Annotated in this window: 13 protein-coding genes and 1 pseudogene; 6 read left to right on the top strand and 8 right to left on the bottom strand. The window is 70.5% G+C overall.

Translation table 11 applies throughout. The features are described from left to right. The first annotated feature begins 92 nt into the window (after positions 1-92). Both LWF15_RS35005 and LWF15_RS35000 read left to right on the top strand, forming a co-directional pair. Positions 93-2,096, top strand: a complete 2,004-nt coding sequence (locus tag LWF15_RS35005; protein ID WP_232815305.1) for a CoA-binding protein — start codon at positions 93-95, stop codon at positions 2,094-2,096. A 58-nt stretch (positions 2,097-2,154) separates the two neighbouring features. Then, the gene (locus tag LWF15_RS35000) at positions 2,155-2,754 is read left to right on the top strand and encodes a TetR/AcrR family transcriptional regulator (RefSeq protein WP_232815304.1); all 600 of its coding nucleotides are present in this window, start codon (positions 2,155-2,157) and stop codon (positions 2,752-2,754) included. 85 nt (positions 2,755-2,839) lie between these two features. On the opposite strand, the gene LWF15_RS34995 is transcribed toward LWF15_RS35000, so the two are convergent. Continuing rightward, positions 2,840-5,293, bottom strand: coding sequence for a Tex family protein (locus tag LWF15_RS34995; RefSeq protein WP_332879962.1), 2,454 nt, complete (start codon positions 5,291-5,293; stop codon positions 2,840-2,842). On the opposite strand from LWF15_RS34995, the gene LWF15_RS34990 reads away from it, so the two are divergent. The 3 genes from LWF15_RS34990 (at position 5,268) to LWF15_RS34980 (ending at position 8,857) form a co-directional block, all read left to right on the top strand. After that, complete coding sequence (locus LWF15_RS34990; RefSeq protein ID WP_269811361.1) at positions 5,268-7,145, top strand: MFS transporter; 1,878 nt, start codon at positions 5,268-5,270, stop codon at positions 7,143-7,145. The genes LWF15_RS34995 and LWF15_RS34990 overlap by 26 nt on opposite strands. Positions 7,146-7,277: 132 nt before the next feature. After that, a complete protein-coding gene (locus LWF15_RS34985) occupies positions 7,278-8,093 on the top strand; it encodes an inositol monophosphatase family protein (RefSeq protein ID WP_232815302.1) in 816 nt (271 codons plus the stop codon). Continuing rightward, complete coding sequence (locus LWF15_RS34980; RefSeq protein ID WP_232815301.1) at positions 8,093-8,857, top strand: 3-keto-5-aminohexanoate cleavage protein; 765 nt, start codon at positions 8,093-8,095, stop codon at positions 8,855-8,857. Before LWF15_RS34985 ends, LWF15_RS34980 begins: the two co-directional genes overlap by 1 nt. Here the strand turns inward: LWF15_RS34980 and LWF15_RS34975 are convergent. The 6 genes from LWF15_RS34975 to LWF15_RS34950 form a co-directional block, all read right to left on the bottom strand. Beyond that, a complete protein-coding gene (locus LWF15_RS34975) occupies positions 8,814-9,830 on the bottom strand; it encodes an ABC transporter ATP-binding protein (RefSeq protein WP_408624658.1) in 1,017 nt (338 codons plus the stop codon). The genes LWF15_RS34980 and LWF15_RS34975 overlap by 44 nt on opposite strands. Before the next feature lie 62 nt (positions 9,831-9,892). Further along, the gene (locus LWF15_RS34970; RefSeq protein ID WP_232815299.1) at positions 9,893-10,969 is read right to left on the bottom strand and encodes an ABC transporter ATP-binding protein; all 1,077 of its coding nucleotides are present in this window, start codon (positions 10,967-10,969) and stop codon (positions 9,893-9,895) included. A gap of 3 nt (positions 10,970-10,972) precedes the next feature. Then, positions 10,973-11,986 (bottom strand): ABC transporter permease, encoded by a 1,014-nt coding sequence (locus LWF15_RS38020; RefSeq protein ID WP_232815298.1) that lies wholly within the window; start codon positions 11,984-11,986, stop codon positions 10,973-10,975. 55 nt (positions 11,987-12,041) lie between these two features. Beyond that, positions 12,042-13,802 (bottom strand): ABC transporter substrate-binding protein, encoded by a 1,761-nt coding sequence (locus LWF15_RS34960; RefSeq protein WP_232815297.1) that lies wholly within the window; start codon positions 13,800-13,802, stop codon positions 12,042-12,044. A gap of 40 nt (positions 13,803-13,842) precedes the next feature. Then, positions 13,843-14,838 carry an ABC transporter permease gene (locus LWF15_RS34955; RefSeq protein WP_232815296.1) on the bottom strand — a complete coding sequence of 332 codons (996 nt, stop codon included), beginning with the start codon at positions 14,836-14,838 and terminating at the stop codon, positions 13,843-13,845. A 450-nt stretch (positions 14,839-15,288) separates the two neighbouring features. Beyond that, positions 15,289-16,398, bottom strand: coding sequence for a phospholipase D-like domain-containing protein (locus tag LWF15_RS34950; RefSeq protein WP_232815295.1), 1,110 nt, complete (start codon positions 16,396-16,398; stop codon positions 15,289-15,291). A 247-nt stretch (positions 16,399-16,645) separates the two neighbouring features. On the opposite strand from LWF15_RS34950, the gene LWF15_RS34945 reads away from it, so the two are divergent. Beyond that, positions 16,646-18,301, top strand: a complete 1,656-nt coding sequence (locus LWF15_RS34945) for a DHA2 family efflux MFS transporter permease subunit (RefSeq protein WP_232815294.1) — start codon at positions 16,646-16,648, stop codon at positions 18,299-18,301. Between the two features lie 29 nt (positions 18,302-18,330). Here the strand turns inward: LWF15_RS34945 and LWF15_RS34940 are convergent. After that, positions 18,331-18,658, bottom strand: a pseudogene (locus tag LWF15_RS34940) (methyl-accepting chemotaxis protein); the annotation flags it as partial.

Genomic DNA, 18,658 nt, shown 5'->3' with positions numbered 1-18,658 from the left:
TTGCCTGCGTGGTAGCCACGGACGGGGTCGGCAGCGCACCAGACACAGCTGTCACTGCCGACCCTGCAGCCACCCCGGCAACCAATCCAGCCTTGCGTCGCCTGATCGCACCGCGCTCGATCGTCGTGGTGGGAGCCACCGACCGGCCCGGTTCCTACGCCGCCCAGACCCTGCTCAACCTGCAGCGGGCGGGGTTCGCGGGCGGACTGGTGGGAGTTCATCCGCGCCGCGGCGAGATCCTGGGAGTGCCGTGCCGTCCTGATCTGGCCGGGGCACTGGAGGTGCTCGGCGAGACAGCCGACGCGGTGGTCGTGGCCACCACTGCGGCGACCGTGCCGGACTACCTCGCCGAGGCCGGGCGGCTGGGCTGCGGTGGGGCGGTGGTGTTCGCCGGGGGCTTCCGTGAGAGCGGTGATCTGGGGGCCGAGCAGCGACTGGTGGCGGCGGCCAGGCGTTTCGGGCTGCCGGTGCTCGGGCCCAACACCAGTGGTCTGGTCAGCGCCCGCAGCCGGGCCCCGCTGTGGGGCGAGCCGGTCATGCTGCCCGCCCAGAACTCCGACCGACTGGACGACGGCATCGCCCTGGTCACCGAGAGCGGGGGCGCGGGCCTGCTGGCGCTGGCTCATCGGCAGGCTCAGGGCCTGCACACCGTGGTCTCGCTCGGCAACGCGGCAGTCGTCGACACACCGGCCGCCCTGAGCATTCTCGCTGCGACAGAAGGGGTTCGGGCGGTAGCGCTCTACCTCGAGCAGATCCCCGACGGCGCTCGGCTGGCGACGGCGCTGGCCGACTGCGCTCGGGCCGACGTACGGCTGGCGGTACTGCGCACCGGTCGCCGACGGGCGCCCGACCAGGTGCTGGACGCGCTTCTCACCGAGGCCGGGGCGGTGCCCTGCCGGGAGGTGCACCAGCTTCTGGAGACGACGCGGGCCCTGGCCCGGGTGCGGCGCACCAGCAAGGGCATCGCCGTGGTCACCTCTTCGGCCGGAGACGCCGCGCTCGCCGAGGACCTGGCCGGGGACGCCGGCGTCGAACTCGCCGAGCTGAGCGAGACCACGCGCAGGAACCTGACCGCGCGGCTCCCCCGCTCCGCCGTCGCGACCAACCCGCTCAACCACACCACCCATCTGTGGGCCGATTCCTCGACCCTCACCGAGATCACCGCGACCGTCGCCGCCGATCCGGGAGTGGGCGCCGTCCTCTATGTGCAGGACGAACCGCCCGGCCTGCACCCCGAGGACTCGGCCGAGTGGCTGGCCACCCGGGAGGGCGCCCGGCTCGGCGGCGCCCGGGAGGACGTCGACGTGCTGGTCGTGGCCGGGATGCCCGGCCAGGAACCGGTGGGGGCGGTGTCCGGCCTGTCCTCGGCCCTGGCCGCGATGGCCCAGTTGCGTTCACCGGCGCCGGATCCGCAACGCCTGGCCAAGATCGCCGCGGTGGCGGCGCTGGAGCCCGGACGTCGTCCGGCCAGCCGGCTTCTCGCCGAGCACGCCGCGAAGGCCGTACTCGACCAGGCCGGTGTCGACGTCCTGCGTCATGCCGTGGTCCCGCTGCCCGACAAGGACCGTGGGGACGAGGCGGCGGCCACCGCGGTGGCGCTGGCGGCCGCTCAGATCGGGTTTCCGGTGACACTGCGACTGTCTGTGCCGGGGGCCGGTTCCTCACCTGACACCCCCAGCCTGAGCAGCGGCGACAAGGTCAGCCTCAAGGTCTCCGAACTTCTCGCCGGAGCGAGCGACCTCGACGTCGTGACCCGTTGCGACACTGCATTTCTGGTGGAGGCCCTGGCCCGGCCCGGCGTGCCCCTGACGATGCTGGCCCACCGCGACGGCCCGGTCCCGGCCCTCACGATCAGCCTGGGCGGCGGCTGGGGGCAGGTGCTCGGCGAGACCCGGACGGTGCCGCTGCCCGCCGACGCCGAGCGCATCGCCCAGGCTGCGGCCTCCCTGCCCGGCACCAGCACGGCCGACCTCGAAGCCGTGGGCAAGGCGGCGGGCCGGCTGGCGAGGCTGTTCGTAGAGGGGGGCTTCGCAGAGTTCCGGGTCACCCTGACCAACGGGACGGCGGTGCGCGCCCAGGCCCGGAGCCTGAGCTGACCCCCGGTCCTTGGCGCGTTTCGGCTTCAACCCCGGACAGCTGTGCTTCCATGACGGGATGGCGGCGACAGATCAGGTGCCTCCGGCCAGTACCCGGGTCAGGATCGTGGAGGGAACGGCCGGACTGCTGGCCCGCCGCGGTCTGCAGGCCACTTCGCTGAACGAGATCCTGGCCGCCTCGGGGGCCGCCCGGGGCTCGATGTACCACTCGTTCCCCGACGGCAAGGAGCAGGTGGTCTCGGAGGCGCTCGGCCTGGCCGGGCAACGTACCCGGGACTGGCTGGAGCGCTGGGACGGCGACTCGGCCCTGCAGGTCACCGAGCGCTTCCTGCACGCCTGGCGCCTGCTGCTGTCCCGCTCGGACTGCGCGACCGGTTGCGCAGTGGTCGCGGTGACCGTCGCGGCCGACTCCAAACGTCTGCTGGACGACGCGGCCGAGGTGTTCCGCGGCTGGCGCACCCGGCTGGCCCAGCTACTCGAACGCGGCGGCCTTTCCGCGGAGACGGCTCCCGGCTTCGCCACGCTCCTGCTGGCCGCCACCGAGGGGGCCGTGGTGCTGGCCCGGGCGGAGCGCAGCCTGGAGCCGTTCGAGCTCACCGCCGAGCAGTTGCTCGACCAGGTCAGGGCGCTGCTGCTGCGTGAGCTGCCTACTCCCTGAGCCACTGGGTTCGAAGGGCTCAGGGAGTAGGCGACTCGTTCAGCTGGCCTTACTCGTTCAGCTGGCCTTACTCGTTCAGCTGGCCTTACTCGTTCAGCAGGCCGGCCCGCCGGAGCGCATCGGCGAGCGCCGTGTCCGGCACCGAGGCACCACCGCGTCCACCCGAACCACCTCGGTTACCGCGGTTCTGGCCACCTTGACCGCCTTGGCCGCCACGGCCCTGGCCACCGGAACCCTGGCCACCGCCGCGCTGACCGCCGCCCGGCCGGGGCCCGCGGTCGCCACGGCTACCCCGGTCACCGCCGGCCCGCTCGCCGCCGCGGGAGCCGCGTTCACCCCGGCCACCGTTGGGCGCCCCGACCTCGTCGTCCAGGCGGAGGGTGAGCGAGATCCGCTTGCGCTCGACGTCCACCTCCATGACCTTCACCTTGACCACGTCGCCGGGCTTGACCACCTCGCGCGGATCCTTCACGAACTTGTGCGACAGGGCGCTGACGTGGACCAGGCCGTCCTGGTGCACGCCGATGTCGACGAAGGCACCGAACGCGGCCACGTTGGTGACCACACCCTCGAGCACCATGGCCGGCTTCAGGTCGGCCACCGTGTTGACGCCGTCGGCGAAGACCGCCGCCTTGAATGCCGGCCGCGGGTCGCGGCCGGGCTTGTCCAGCTCGGCCAGGATGTCCTGCACGGTGGGCAGACCGAAGGTCTCGTCGGCGAACTCGTCGGGCCGCAGCTTGCGGATCAGCGCCGTGTTGCCGATCAGCGCGGGCAGGTCGACCTCGGCCTTGGTCAGGATGCGCCGCACCAGCGGATAGGCCTCCGGGTGCACCCCCGAGGCGTCGAGCGGGTCCTCGCCGCCCTGGATGCGCAGGAAGCCGGCCGACTGCTCGAACGCCTTGGCGCCCAGCATCGGGACCTTGCGCAGGGCGGCCCGGCTGCGGAAGGGACCGTTCTCGTCGCGGTAGGACACGATGTTGCGGGCCACCGTCTCACCGATGCCCGAGACCTGGCGCAGCAGCGGGGCCGAGGCGGTGTTCACGTCGACGCCGACCGCGTTCACGCAGTCCTCCACCACGCCGTCGAGCGAGCGGGCCAGGGAGGACTCGGGCAGGTCGTGCTGGTACTGGCCGACCCCGATCGACTTCGGGTCGATCTTCACCAGCTCGGCCAGCGGGTCCTGCAGGCGGCGGGCGATCGAGACCGCCCCGCGCAGGCTGACGTCGAGGTCGGGCAGCTCGGCCGAGGCGTAGGCGGAGGCCGAGTAGACCGAGGCGCCAGCCTCGGAGACCACGACCTTGGTGAGCGACTGGTCCTTCACCCGGGCGATCAGCTCACCGGCCAGCTTGTCGGTCTCCCGGGAGGCGGTGCCGTTGCCGATCGCGATCAGGTCGACGTTGTGCGCCCGGCAGAGCTTCTCCAGCACGTCGAGCGACTCCGACCACTGGCGGCGCGGCTCGTGCGGGTAGACCGTGCTGGTGGCCACCACCTTGCCGGTGCCGTCGACCACGGCCACCTTGACGCCGGTACGGATGCCCGGGTCGAGGCCCATCGTGGCGCGGTTGCCGGCCGGGGCGGCCAGCAGCAGGTCACGCAGGTTGGCGGCGAACACCCGGATCGCCTCCTCCTCGGCGGCCGCGCGCAGCTGACCGCGCACGTCCAGGCCGAGGCTCACCGAGATCCGGGTGCGCCAGGCCCAGCGCACCGCGTCGATCAGGAACTTGTCGCCCGGGCGGCCCTGGTTGCTGACCTCGAACCGGTGCGCGATCGTCTGCTCGGAGGCGCTCAGCTCGCCCGGGGCCGGCGGCGGGGCGTCGTCGGCCTCGAAGGTGAGGTCGAGGATCTCCTCCTTCTCACCGCGGAACATGGCCAGCACCCGGTGCGAGGGCAGCTTGGTGAACGGCTCGGTGAGGGCGAAGTAGTCGGAGTACTTCGCGCCCGCGGCCTCCTTGCCCTCGCGCACGGTGGCGGCCAGCTGCCCCCGGTTCCACATCCGCTCGCGCAGGCCACCGATCAGGTCGGCGTCCTCACTGAACTTCTCGACCAGGATCGAGCGGGCCCCCTCGAGCGCGGCCGACACGTCGGCCACGCCCTTCTCGGCGTCGACGTACTGCTCGGCGACCACCCGCGGATCCTGCGTGGAGTCGGCCAGCAGCCCGGTGGCGAGTGGCTCCAGGCCGGCCTCGCGGGCGATCTGGGCCTTGGTGCGGCGCTTGGGCTTGTAGGGCAGGTAGATGTCTTCCAGGCGGGACTTGGACTCCGCCTCGCGCACCTGCGTCTCGAGCTCGGGCGTCAGCTTGCCCTGACTCGCGATCGACTCCAGGATCGCCTCGCGCCGCTTCTCCAGCTCGCGCAGGTAGCCCAGCCGCTCCTGCAGCGTGCGCAGCTGCGCGTCGTCGAGGGTACCGGTGACCTCTTTACGGTAGCGGGCCACGAACGGCACGGTCGCGCCGTCGTCGAGCAGCCCCACCGCGGCGACCACCTGCCAGGGCTGCACCTGCAGCTCGTCGGCGATGCGCTGTTCGACGCTGACTGTCACAGATCTTCCACCTCTTGCTGATCTTGCCGGGGGTGCTCTTCAACGGCCACCGCAGACTCTAGGGGGTAGCACCGACAGGTTGCCGACTCGACGGGCAGCGCCTCGGGGATCAGCCCCGTCCGCCCCGGATCAGGTACCCAAATCCGCAGCAACCCCGCCGATCCGGGCCCCCGACCGAGCACGTCACCCGTTCGGTGGGCCGGACCGGGAATACCCGGCCGTCCTTCCAGCGCTCAACCGCCAGTTAGTTGCCGTTCGCAACGAACCCCCATCATGGGAGCGGCACCGACGCTGTTGCCCGGTTGAACGAGAACACAGCAAGAGAATGCGGAGTAACACCGTCATGGCCGCGGTCGAATCGTCGAGCCCCCCACCGTCCACCCCCGAAGCCCACCCCCGTCAGGGCCTGCTGATCGCCGGTCTGGCCATGGCGGTGATGACCGTCTCGCTGCTGCAGACCCTGGTCGTCCCCGTCCTGTCCCGGATCGCCCAGCAGCTCGACGCCGACCTCACCGCGGCCGGCTGGGTGCTCACCGCCAACCTGCTGGCCGCCGCCGTGGCCACCCCCGTGCTCGGGCGGATGGGCGACGTGTACGGCCGTCGTCCGGTGATGCTCGGCATCCTGGTCACCGTTCTGGTGGGCATCCTGCTCGCTCTGTTCACCAGCTCGCTGCCCCTGCTGATCCTGGCGCGGGTGCTGCAGGGCGCCTCCTACGGCCTGTTCCCGCTCTCGATGGGCGTGCTGCGCCAGGAGGTCCCGCCGCAGCGCCTGACCCAGTCGATGGCCCTGGTCAGCGCCACCCTCGGGGTCGGCGGCGTGGTCGGCCTGCTGGTCACCGGGCTGCTCACCCAGGGCGAGGCCAGCTACCGCCGGCCGTTCTGGTTCGGTCTCGCGATCACCGTGATCGCACTGGTGATCGCCTGGTTCACGCTGCCCCGCCGGCGTCCCGACGGTCACACCACCAGCGTCGACTGGCTCGGTGCGGGCATCCTCGGCGCCGGTCTGGTGCTGCTGCTCCTGCCCATCTCGCAGGGCCGGAGCTGGGGTTGGGGTTCGCCGCTGACCATCGGCCTGTTCGTCGCCTCGGTCGTGGTCCTGGCCGTCTGGCTCGTGGTCGAGGGCCGGCTGAAGCAGCCGCTCGCCTCGCCCCGTCTGCTGGCCGAGGGCGGCGTCGCGCGGGCCAACCTGGCCGGTCTGCTGATCGGCTTCGGCATGTTCGCCTCGTTCCTGGGCATCACCGACTTCGTCCAGACCCCGGACCGGATCACCGGTTACGGCTTCGGCGCCGACGTCCTGGCCGCCAGCGCCGTGTACCTGCTGCCCGGCGGTGTGGTCGGGGTGCTGGTCTCCCCGCTGATCGGCGGGCTGGTGCACCGGATGGGCGGCAACCGGGCCCTGACCATCGGCGCCACCTTCGGCCTGGTCGGCTTCGCCGGGATGGCGCTGTGGCACGAGCAGACCTGGCAGATGATCCTGTTCGGCATCCTCGTCCAGGTCGCCGTCACCTTCGGCTTCGCCACCCTGCCGGCCCTGCTGGTGCAGGCCGTGCCGCCGGCCGAGACCGGGGTGGCCAACAGCGTGAACTCGATCATGCGCTCGGTCGGCAGCGCGGTGGCCAGTGCGCTCACCGTCAGCCTGCTCACCGCGATGCTCGACGACACCACCGGCCTGCCCACCGAGGGCGCCTACGTGCTGATCTTCGTCCTGGGCGGCGCCGCGTTCGGCATCGTCGCGGTGATCGGCCTGCTCGGTGGTCGCAGCCGTAAACCGGTCTCGCCGGAGGAAGAGCGTGAAGAGGCGGCGGTCAGCCTGGCCGGCGAGTTCTCTTCGGTGTCGGGCCTTTCCCGCTGACCTGAACCACCTGAACCGCAGGCGCTGCGGCCCTGGCTCTCGAGCCGGGGCCGCAGCGTTTTTTGTGGGTAAGAGCTTGTGGACGCTCGTGAGCACCGGACGCGGTCGCGTCGGGTTTGCGAGCATGGGGGCATGCTGGACGAGACGGGGATCGCCGCAGTCGAGGAAGTCGTCCGCCGCACCGCCACCGAGGTGGTGGTGCCGCTGTTCGGGGCGTTGGCCACCGGCGACATCGAGGAGAAGGCTCCGGGCGACCTGGTCACCGTGGCCGACAAACGCGCCGAGGAGTACCTGACCCGGGAACTGACCCGGATCGTCCCTGGTTCGAAAGTGGTCGGTGAGGAAGGCGTCCACGCCGACCCGGACGTCCTTGATCTGCTCCAGGGCCCGGACCCGGTCTGGGTGATCGACCCGGTGGACGGCACCGAGGCCTTCGCCACCGGTTCGCCCCGGTTCTCGATCATGGTCGGGCTGGCCCAGCAGGGCCGGCTGCTGGCCTCCTGGATCCACGCCCCCGTGCTCGGGTTCATGGCGACGGGCAGCGCGCGGGGCGCCTTCGTCGACGGCGAACCACTCCGGGTGGCCCCCGCCGCCGACCAGCTCCGTCATCTGGATCTGGTGCTCCCCCGCCCGCGCTGGTGGCCCGAGCCGCAGCGGCCCAACTTCCACGCGCTGTTCGCCACCGGGGTCTCGTCCACGTTCTTCGACTACGCCGGGCTCAACTACGTCGACCTGGCCGCCGGCCGGCACACCGTCATGCTGCTGCCCTGGGAAGCGCCCTGGGACCACGCGGCCGGGGTGCAGCTGCACGAGGCGGCCGGCGGGGTGGTGATCGGTATGGACGGAAACCCGTTCCAGGTCGGCGGCGGCAACGCTCTACCCATGATTGCCGCGCCCGACCGGGCCAGCGCCCTGCTCGTCCGGGATGCCCTGCTGGTGGACCAGTGATGCTCAAGGTCTGTCTGAACGGCTCGCGCACCGCGTCGGAGCATCCCGGGCTCCCCGTCAGCCCTTCGCAGCTGGCTCGGGCAGCCAAGGAGGCGGTGGAGGCCGGGGCCGATGCCGTGCACCTGCATCCACGGGGCGACGACGGCCGGGAGTCTCTGCTGGCGGTGGACGTTGCAGCGGCGGTGACCGCCGTTCGCGAGGCCTGCCCCGGTGTTCCGGTGGGGGTCTCGACCGGGCTGTGGATCACCGCGCGGGACGTGCAGACGCGGGCCGAGCTGGTGCGCGGCTGGGTCGTGCTGCGCTCGGCCGAGCGCCCCGACTTCGCGTCGGTGAACCTGTCCGAGCCCAGCGCGCTCGAACTGGCCGGGATCCTGCACAACACCGGAATCGGCGTGGAGGCAGGAGTCTGGACCACCCGCGACGCGAAGCAACTGCTGAGCGAGCCCTTGCCCGGTCTGCTCCGCGTGCTGGTCGAGATCATCGGCGTACGGCCGGAGAACGCGGTTTCCGAGGCCGATGAAATTCTTGGACAGCTCGGCCGACCCGAAGCGCTCGGAGTGCCCGTGCTGCTGCACGGTGAGCAGGCGGCGTGCTGGCCGGTGTTGCGGCACGCCGCCGCCCGCGGCCTGGACACCCGGATCGGCCTGGAAGACACCCTGACCGGACCGGACGGCGAACCCGTCACCGGGAACGCCGCCCTGGTCCGCAGCGCAGGAACCCTTATTCGGCAGGGCGGACGGGGTGGGCCTTCAGCCGGTCCGTAGGCGCGTTCTCCGGGAAGTGACAGGCCACCTGCTGGTCGGGGGCCTTGTGCTCCAGCGGCGGCTCCTGGACCTTGCAGATCTCCTGCGCCTTCCAGCACCGGGTGTGGAACCGGCAGCCCGAGGGCGGGTTCAGCGGGCTCGGTGCCTCACCGCGCAGCCGGATCCGCTCCCGGTCGGCACGTACGTCCGGGTCGGGCACCGGCACGGCCGAGAGCAGGGCGTGCGTGTACGGGTGCATCGGCCGCTCGTACAGCGCGTCCCGGTCGGCGATCTCGACGATCTTGCCCAGGTACATCACCGCGACCCGGTCGGAGATGTGCCGCACCACCGACAGGTCGTGCGCGATCACCACGTAGGTCAGGCCGAACTCGTTCTGCAGGTCCTCCAGCAGGTTGATCACCTGGGCCTGGATGGACACGTCGAGCGCGGAGACCGGCTCGTCGGCGATCACCAGCTTGGGCCGCAGGGCGATCGCCCGGGCCACCCCGATGCGCTGGCGCTGACCGCCGGAGAACTCGTGCGGGTAGCGGTTGTAGTGCTCCGGGTTGAGCCCGACCAGCTTGAGCAGGTCCTGCACGGCCGGCTTGATCTTGTCCTTCGGCAGGGTCTTGTGCAGCCGGAACGGCGCCCCGACGATCGAGCCCACGGTGTGCCGCGGGTTCAGCGACGAGTACGGGTCCTGGAAGATCATCTGCACGTCGCGCCGCAGCGGGCGCAGGGCCCCCCGGGACAGGTGCGCGATGTCCTTGCCCTCGAGCGTGATCGAGCCCTCGGTGGGCTCCTCCAGCCGGGTCAGCAGCCGCCCGGTGGTGGTCTTGCCGCAGCCGGACTCGCCCACCAGGCCCAGGGTCTCGCCCTGGCGCACGGCGAAGTCGAGGCCGTCCACGGCCTTGACCGCGGCCACCTGACGGCGGAACACCGCTCCGCGGTTGACCGGGAAGTGCCGCTTGAGGCCCTTGACCTCGAGCAGCACCTCGTTGTTCTCGAACTTGCCGACGTTGCCCTCTTCGGAGGGGCTCTCGGAAACCGTGGTGCTCACAGTCTCGGTGACACCTCCTCCGACCAGATCTTCCGCCGTACTTCGGCGGGCAGGTGACAGGCCACGCTGTGCCCGGGCTTGCCCGGGGCCGCCTTCAGTTCGGGCACCTCGGTGAGGGCCCGGCCGTCGGTCTGGTCGTCGTAGCGGCAGCGCGGGTTGAAGGCGCAGCCGGACGGCAGGTTGATCAGGCTGGGCGGGCTGCCCGGGACCGGCAGCAGACGCTCGGCCCGGACCCGGTCCATCCGCGGCATCGAGCTGAGCAGGCCCCAGGTGTAGGGGTGCTCGGGGGCCTTGAAGATGTCCTTCACCGGCGCGTGCTCGACCGCCTTGCCGCCGTACATGACCAGCACGTCGTCGGCCACCTCGGCGATCACGCCGAGGTCGTGGGTGATCATGATGACCGCGGAGTTGAACTCCTGCTGCAGGCTGCGGATCAGCTCGAGGATCCCGGCCTGCACGGTCACGTCCAGCGCGGTGGTCGGCTCGTCGGCGATCAGCAGCTCCGGGTCGCAGGCCAGCGCCATCGCGATCATCGCGCGCTGGCGCATACCGCCGGAGAACTGGTGCGGGTAGTCGTCCACCCGCGAGGTCGGCTCGGGGATGCCGACCCGGCCCAGCAGGTCGATCGCGTGCTGCCGGGCGGCCTTCTTGCTGACGTCGTTGTACAGCCGGTACGCCTCGATGATCTGGGCGCCGACTTTGTAGTACGGGTGCAGTGAGGACAGCGGGTCCTGGAAGATCATCGCCATCTTGCGGCCGCGCAGCCGGCGCACGAAGTCGGCGCTGGCCGAGACCAGCTCGTCGCCGTCCAGCCAGATCTCGCCGGAGACCCGGGCGTTCGTGGTGCGGTGCAGGCCCATGATGCCCATGCTGGACACGCTCTTGCCCGAGCCGGACTCACCGACGATGCCCAGGGTCCGGCCGCGTTCCAGCGAGAACGACAGCCCGTCGACCGACTTCACCAGACCGTCGTCGGTCGGGAAGTGGATCCGCAGGTCCTGGACGTCGAGGAACGGACGCCGGCGCTCGGGTTTCGGTGCCTCGGCGGGCATGTCGATCAGTTCCTGTTCCATGGTTCAGAGCCTCACCCTCGGGTCGACCACCGCGTAGAGGATGTCGACGACCAGGTTGGCGAGCACCACGAAGGTGGCCGCCAGCATGGTCACCCCGAGGACCTTGGGCAGGTCGTTGCTGGAGATCGCCTGCACCGTGTAGGTGCCCAGACCGGGCAGCGAGAAGGTCGACTCGGTGAGGATCGCGCCGCCGATCAGCAGGCCCAGGTCGAGGCCGAAGATGGTGAGCACCGGGGTCAGCGTGGAACGCAGGGCGTGCTTGAGCACCACCGTACGCTCGGCCAGGCCCTTGGCCCGGGCGGTGCGGATGTAGTCCTCGTTCATCGTCTCGAGCATGCCCGCCCGGGTCAGCCGGGCGTAGCCGGCCGCGTAGAGGAAGGCCAGCGTGCACCAGGGCAGGACCAGCGAGTAGGCCCAGTCGAACGGGTTCTCGGTGATCGGGGTGAAACTGCCGCCCGGGGGGAAGATGTCGAGCGTGTAGCTGAACACCGACAGGGCGAGCAGACCGGTGAAGAACACCGGCAGCGAGACCCCGGCCAGGGCCACCGCCATCGCCGCGCGGTCGAACACCGTGCCCCGGCGCAGCGCCGAGAGCACGCCCACGCCGACACCGAGCAGCACCCAGATCACCGCCGCGCCGGCGGCCAGCGACAGCGTCACCGGCAGCCGGTCGAGCAGGTCCGGCAGCACCGCGTTCTGGTCGATGAACGAGAACCCCAGGCAGGGGGCGGGACAGTCGAGCGGTGCGGGGCCGCCCAGGTCGTACTCCCGGCCCGCGAAGATCCCCTTCACGAAGGCCAGGTACTGCTCGTGCACCGGGTCGGTGAAACCCAGCTGCACGGCACGTTCGTGGACCTGCTCGGCACTGGCCGACTTGCCCACGTAGCGCGAGGCCAGGTCGTCGGCACTCGCCCCGGCCAGCCTCGGCACCAGGAAGAAGATCGCGAAGGTGATGAAGCTGACCAGGCCGAGGATGACGACGGCGGCGGCCAGACGCCGTGCGATGAACGCGGTCACTGCTCAGTCCTTTCCGGTCGCCGCCGTCGGTGCATCATTTTCTCGGTACTGCCTTTCAGTCCTGCGCCACGCCGAGCGCGGAGTAGTCGTAGCCGTCGTAACCGCTGCTGACGAACACGTTGGTCAGCGTCTCCGGCCGGTAGAGCAGAACCTTCGCCCAGACACCCGGGTACACCCAGGCGCCCTCCATGACCTTGGCGTCGATGTCGGCCCAGGTCTGCTGACGCTTGGTCTCGTCGGTCTCGTTGACCGCGGCGTCGATCATCTTGTCGATCTCCGGGTCCCGGACGCTCAGGTTCGAGGCGCCACCGGTCTCCCGGATCACCCGGCTGTCGACCAGCTGGGCGAGGAAGCCGTAGCCGTCCGGCCAGTCGGCCGCCCAGCCGTTGGCCAGCAGACCCAGCTTCTCCTTCTTGGCGAAGGACGGCTTGCCGGCGTAGAGCGCGAAGTAGTCGCTCTGCGGGTAGGGCTTCAGCGTCACCTTGATGCCGACCTTGGCCAGCGACTGCTGCATCGACTCGGCCGCGGCCTTCTCGGCCGGGCGCTCGGCGCGGTAGCTGTAGCTGGTCTCGAAGCCGTTCGGCTGACCGCAGGCGGCCAGCGCCTCCTTGGCCTTGGCCTCGTCACCGGTGGGCGCGCTGACCGGGTACGGGTCGATCTTCTGGGCACCCGGGATGGTCTGCGGCAGCAGCGCGGTGGCCACGTCACCGCCGCCGATCTCGCCACCGAACGCGGTCTGGTAACCGGTGCGGTCGGCCGCGTAGATCACGGCCTGGCGGCACTCGAGCTTGTCGAACGGCGCGACCTCGCTGTTGATCGAGGTGAACCAGGTGCGGTTCAGCGGCGCCGAGTCGGCCAGCTTCTTCTGCTCCGGGTCGGCCAGGACCTGGGCGCGGGCGGCGGAGCCGACACCGAGCTGAGTGACCGCGACGTCGATGTCACCGGACATCAGCCGCTGGTCGAGGTCCTCCTTGTTGACGTTGAGCGCGACCTCGATCTGGTCCGGCAGGGCCGGGCGGACCTCGTCGGTGCTCTCGTCCCACTGGTCGTTGCGGACCAGGGTGAAGCTCTTGCCGTCCTGGTAGTCCGAGAACTTGTACGGACCGGAGGAGACGATCTCCTCCTTGTACTTCGAGCCGGTGTCGGCATCCTTCGGCACCGGGGCGGTGGCCACCAGGCCGGCGAAGTAGTCGAACCCGCTGAACGGCTGGTTCAGCTTGAAGACGATGGTCTTGTCGTCGGGGGTCTCGATCGAGTCGAGGGTGTCACCCTTGTAGACCGAGAAGCCGTCCTTGACGCCCTCGAGGAAGTCGTTGAAGTACGTCGGCCCGTGCGGGAACGTCTCCTTGTCGAGCTGCCGCTCGACCGCGTACTTGATGTCCGCGGAGGTGATCGGCTTGCCGTCCTCGAACTTCACGCCGTCCTTCAGCGTGTACGTCCAGGTCTTGGCGTCGTCGGAGGACTCGCCCAGGCTGGTGGCCAGGTCCGGCACCAGCTCGGCGCCCTCGGCGCCCGGGGCCGACTTGAAGGTGACCAGCGTCCGGGAGTAGTACCGGGCGAAGTTCCAGGAGTAGCCGTAGTAGGTGTCGCCGGTGTCCAGCGAGTCCCACTCACCCTCGTTCGCGTAGCGCAGGGTGCCGCCCTTGGCGTCGGACGCGTTGACGACCGAGTCGACCGCCGCGTCGAACTCGGCGCCGGCCGAGCCGTTGCCGGAACCCTCGCTGGACGAACTGTCGTCCCCACCTCCGCAGGCAGCCAGACCCATGGTCAGGGCGGCAGCCGCGGCGACGGCGCAGATCGTGCGCCTTCTTCTCATCTGTGGACCACCTTCACTAGTCGTCGAGCTCTGGTCGCAGTCAGCGGGCGCGCGGGTCGAGGGCGTCCCGCAGACCGTCGCCGAGGATGTTGAAAGCCAGCACGGTCACGAAGATCGCGATGCCGGGGACGAGCATGAACACCGGGTCGACCCGGTAGTAGGTGGTGGCGTCGGAGAGCATGCCGCCCCACGTGGCGGTGGGGGCCCGCACGCCGACGCCGAGGTACGACAGCGCGGCCTCGAACAGGATGTTCGTCGGGATCAGGAGCGTGGCGTAGACCAGGATCGGCGCGGCCAGGTTGGGCAGCAGCTCGCGGAACAGGATGTACGGCGTGCGGGCGCCGAGACTGCGCGCCGCGTCGACGAATTCCCGTTCGCGCAGGGACAGCGTCTGCCCCCGGACGATCCGGCCGATGTAGGGCCAGTTGAAGAACCCGATGATGAAGATCAGCAGGGCGATCCGCAGCGCGTCGCCGCTGAGACCGAACGCGGCGTCCGGCACCACGCCGGCCAGGGCCAGCGCGAAGACCAGCAGCGGGAAGGCCAGGAACAGGTCCATCGTGCGGGAGATCAGGGTGTCCACCCAGCGGCCGTAGTAGCCGGCCACGACCCCCAGCACGGTGCCGATCAGGACCGACAGCACGGTCGCGAGAAACGCGATGAGCAGCGAGATCCGGGCACCGTAGACCACCCGGCTGAACAGGTCGCGGCCGTTCAGCGGCTCGACACCGAGCAGGAAGTCGCCGCTGATGCCGCCCCAGGGACCGATCGGGGTGGACAGGTTCGGGTCGATCTGGTCGGGGTGGAACTCGTTCGGGGGGTGGCCGAGCAGCTTCACCACCAGCGGCGCGAAGATCGCCAGCAGGATCAGGAAGAGCACGACGACGCCGCCGGCCAGGGCCCAGCGGTCGCGCTTGAGCCGCAGCCAGGCGATCTGGGTGAGCGAGCGCCCCTGGACGGCCACCCCGCCACCGGCGAGGACGGCCTCCGGCTGGGCTTCGGTGGCACCCCCGGGGACATCGAGTGGAGCGGTCATGCGGGTACGACTCACTTTCTGGACCAGCGGATCAGGGCGGATCAGGTGGGATTACTGAGCAGGCAGAGACGCTTGGAGCAGAAGAACAGGTGGACCGTGACGCCGGCCCGGGATGAACGGTCCGTGGCGGTAGGCGGAAAACTTCCTGCTACCCGCGGATTTCGGTGCACGTTAGTCATTCGGACGGCGTCTGGCCAGTAAGGTTGCCCTTACTTCGGCCCATATGTCAGTCCTGTGGGCCTCCTGTCACCCGATTGTGATGAATCGGAAAAACGGACGACACCGGAGGGACCCGGGCCGTAACAATCGGAGGCGGGCACCGACGGGCGCACCTGGGCACAGCCGGGCGACCGGCGGACCTCGGCCGACACTGGACCAGCCTGGCTCATTCGTTGAGCGAAACCGCCTCGCCCGTCCGGGAAGGCGCCCGTCCCGACTCCCACCGCGCGGTCAGACCGGTTCGGCCAGATCCGCCACGATGCGGTCGATCTCGGCCAGCGCGTAGGCCGCGATCCGGCGCTGCCCGGCCTCGGCCTGCGGGTCGGTCTCCTCCAGATCCCCGATCACGATGATGTTCTCGTCGTTCAGGGTGGTGGCCGGGCCGGTGTAGTTGAAACTGCCGATCACCACCAGTCGTTCGTCGATCACCATCAGCTTGTGGTGGAGCTTGCGCACCCCGGTGCCGGGCCGGTTCTGGTGCAGTTCCACCCCGGCCGCCTTCAGCGGCTCGGTGGCCGCCCAGCGCTGCACCCCCTGGCCGCGGTCGAGGACGCCGCGCAGCCGGTCCAGGGCGGGCGCCAGGCGGATCATGGTGTCGTCGATGCCGGACGACTTGGCGAAGGTGAACATCGCCCAGTCGATGCTGGTGGCCGCCTTCAGCATCTGCTTCATGATCTCCATCTCGGGCCCCTGACGGGGCGCGAAAACCGGCTTGACCCGCACTTTTCCGAGCCGGAACTCGACCGGCCGGGGTTCCACCCGCTCGTGCCGGTCACCGAACGTGCCGGCCCGCATGCGCTCGAACTCGGCCAGGTAGGTCCGGGCCGCCGTGCGCCCGTAGAGGATCGCCACGTGGTTGAGGTTGTTGCCGGTGACCCCGGCCGACTCCTCCTGGCCGGGAACGTTGGTGCCGGTGTCGGTGCGGGTGAAGTTGGCCGACCCGGTGAGGACGGCGGCCGACGGCTCCCCCGGGTCCCGCACGATGAACTTCTGGTGGAAGATCGCCGGGTTCAGGTCGGTGACCACGTCCACCCCGGCCCGCAGCAGGGCCGCGTGGACGACCCGGTTGGTCTCGTGGTCACCGGTGAGCGACCACGGGTCCCCGGAGGGGCGGGACTCGAGGAGGTAGTCGCCCTCCAGGATCACCCGGACCTGCAGCCGGGCCGCCCGGGCGGCCAGGACCGCCTCGGCCACCGGCCGGGAGTCCAGTTCCTGCACGGCGACGGCCAGGCTGCGTTTGGCCCCGCCGACGAAGTCCCGCACCACGGAGTCCAGGTCGTCCGGCCCACCCAGCACCGACGGCCCCATGAACAGTTCGATCCCGCCGACCTTGATCCCCATCCGGCCCTCCCCCCGGCCGCGCGGCGGACCGCCACGCGGTACAGGGGCCATCACACACCCGTGGCCGGGCGCACGGCCGGACCCGGGCCGGTGCGATCGCCGAGCGGTTGGGCCGGACCGGGCCGGGTGAACCGGGCCTGAACAGCGCGGACACGAGGGCCCGGACGGCCGGAAGTCAGTGGAAAGCAGGTTTCCGCTTCGCTACCGTGTTCCGGAAATCCTTCTCCACTTTTACCCGGGGACCTTCATGTCATCCACGCAACCCGGCCGTGACGCGGCCGAACCCGACTACGGCAGCCCGGAAGGGAGCCCGGGACCCGGCACCCCGGCCACCGGCTCGAACGGCGGCCCCCAGGATCCGTCCGGGCCCGCGAAGCCGGCCACCGACCCGCAGGCCCTCGACCGCGGCCTGCTGCTGGTGGCGGCCTGCGTCGTGCTCGGCGCGATCATGTCGATCCTCGACGTGACCGTGGTCAACGTCGCCCTGCCGCAGCTGGTCAACGACTTCGAGTCGAACCTGGCCACGATCCAGTGGGTGGCCACCGGCTACACCCTGGCCCTGGCCACCGTGATCCCGCTGACCGGCTGGGGCGCGGAGCGGTTCGGCACCAAGCGCCTGTACATGACCTCGATCTTCCTGTTCGTGGTCGGCTCGGTGCTGTCCGGCCTGGCCTGGAACGACACCTCGCTGATCTTCTTCCGGATCCTGCAGGGCCTGGGCGGCGGCATGGTGATGCCGGCCGGGATGACGATCCTGACCCGCGCGGCCGGCCCGCAGCGGCTCGGCCGGGTGATGGCCGTGATGGGCGTGCCGATGCTGCTCGGCCCGATCCTCGGCCCGATCCTCGGCGGCTGGCTGGTCGAGGACTTCAGCTGGCGCTGGATCTTCTTCATCAACGCCCCGATCGGCGCCCTGGCGCTGGTGATGTGCTTCCGGATCCTGCCCAAGGACGTGCCGACCCCGGGCCACCGCCTGGACTGGCTGGGCCTGGCCCTGCTCTCCCCCGGTCTGGCCCTGCTCATCTACGGCCTGGCCGAGTCCTCCGAGGAGGGCGGTTTCGGGCACGCCATCGTGCTGGTCCCGATGCTGGCCGGCGCCCTGCTGCTGGCCGCGTTCGTGGCCCACGCCCTGCGCCGCGGCGACGACGCGCTGATCGACCTGCGGCTGTTCACCAACAAGGTGTTCGCCGCCTCCTCGGTGACCATGCTGCTGATGATCATCTCGGTGTTCGGCGGCATGCTCCTGCTGCCGCTGTACCTCCAGCAGGTGCGCCTGGAGGGCGCTTTCGACACCGGTCTGCTGCTCGCCCCGCAGGGTGTGGGCGCGATGATCGCGATGCCGATCGCCGGCACCCTGGTCGACCGCACCGGCGTCGGCCGGGTCGCCCCGGTCGGTCTGCTCTGCGTGGCGCTCTCGTTCGTCGGCCTCACCCGGATCACCGCCGACACGGGTTACTGGGAACTGTCCGGCTACCTGTTCCTGATGGGCGTCGGCATGGGCTTCTCGATGATGCCGCTGATGACCGGGGCCATGCAGACCCTGCGCCGCAACGCCGTGGCCAAGGCCAGCACCACCCTGAACATCATCCAGCAGACCGGTTCCTCGATCGGCACCGCGGTGATGGTGGTCATCCTGACCGCCGCGATCAGCGACCGGATCCCCGGTGCGGGCTCGATGGGCCCGGAGAGCGCCGGTGCTGCCACCGACGCGCAGGCCCCCGACCCGGCGGCCGTGCAGCAGATGCTGAACCTGATGGCCGAGGCGTTCGGGCACACCTTCTGGTGGGCCGCGGGCATGGTGGCGATCGCCTTCGTGGTGGCGCTGGTCCTGCTGCCCAAGCGCAAGCCGCAGCTCAGCGAGGAGGACTCGGCCGAGATGCAGGCCCACATGATGATGGGCTGAGAACCAGCTGGGCAGCAGTCAGGCAACAGTCAGGCAGGCAGCCGGAAGCTCGCGATCAGCGAGTTCAGCTCCTGCCGCAGCGAGGCGATCTGCTGGGCACTGCCGGTGCCCTGCTGCATCGAGCCGGCGGTGGTCGCGGCGGCCTGGGCGGCCGCCGCGATCGACCCGGCGATCTCGGTGGAGCCGTTGGCGGCCTCGTTCACCCCGGAGTTGATCGCCTGGGTGGTGGCGCTCTGCTCCTCCACCGCCGAGGCGATCGTGGCCTGGTACTCGTTGATCCGGTTGATCACCGCGGCCACCGACTGGATCGACTCCCCGGCCTGGATCGCGTCGGCCTGGATGGTCTCCACCCGCGCC

The sequence above is a fragment of the Kineosporia rhizophila genome (assembly GCF_021277265.1).
GTDB lineage: Bacteria > Actinomycetota > Actinomycetes > Actinomycetales > Kineosporiaceae > Kineosporia > Kineosporia rhizophila.
This window is presented reverse-complemented; position numbering and strand designations above follow the sequence as displayed.

What these genes read in the sequence shown, in the direction of transcription:
- LWF15_RS34985 (WP_232815302.1), top strand. Translation starts at nt 7,278, where the DNA reads ATGCTGGACGAGACGGGGATCGCCGCAGTCGAGGAAGTCGTCCGCCGC.
- LWF15_RS35000 (WP_232815304.1), top strand. Translation starts at nt 2,155, where the DNA reads ATGGCGGCGACAGATCAGGTGCCTCCGGCCAGTACCCGGGTCAGGATC.
- LWF15_RS34955 (WP_232815296.1), bottom strand. Translation starts at nt 14,838, where the DNA reads ATGACCGCTCCACTCGATGTCCCCGGGGGTGCCACCGAAGCCCAGCCG.
- LWF15_RS34970 (WP_232815299.1), bottom strand. Translation starts at nt 10,969, where the DNA reads ATGGAACAGGAACTGATCGACATGCCCGCCGAGGCACCGAAACCCGAG.
- LWF15_RS34990 (WP_269811361.1), top strand. Translation starts at nt 5,268, where the DNA reads ATGCGCTGTTCGACGCTGACTGTCACAGATCTTCCACCTCTTGCTGAT.
- LWF15_RS34960 (WP_232815297.1), bottom strand. Translation starts at nt 13,802, where the DNA reads ATGAGAAGAAGGCGCACGATCTGCGCCGTCGCCGCGGCTGCCGCCCTG.
- LWF15_RS34980 (WP_232815301.1), top strand. Translation starts at nt 8,093, where the DNA reads ATGCTCAAGGTCTGTCTGAACGGCTCGCGCACCGCGTCGGAGCATCCC.
- LWF15_RS34950 (WP_232815295.1), bottom strand. Translation starts at nt 16,398, where the DNA reads ATGGGGATCAAGGTCGGCGGGATCGAACTGTTCATGGGGCCGTCGGTG.
- LWF15_RS34945 (WP_232815294.1), top strand. Translation starts at nt 16,646, where the DNA reads ATGTCATCCACGCAACCCGGCCGTGACGCGGCCGAACCCGACTACGGC.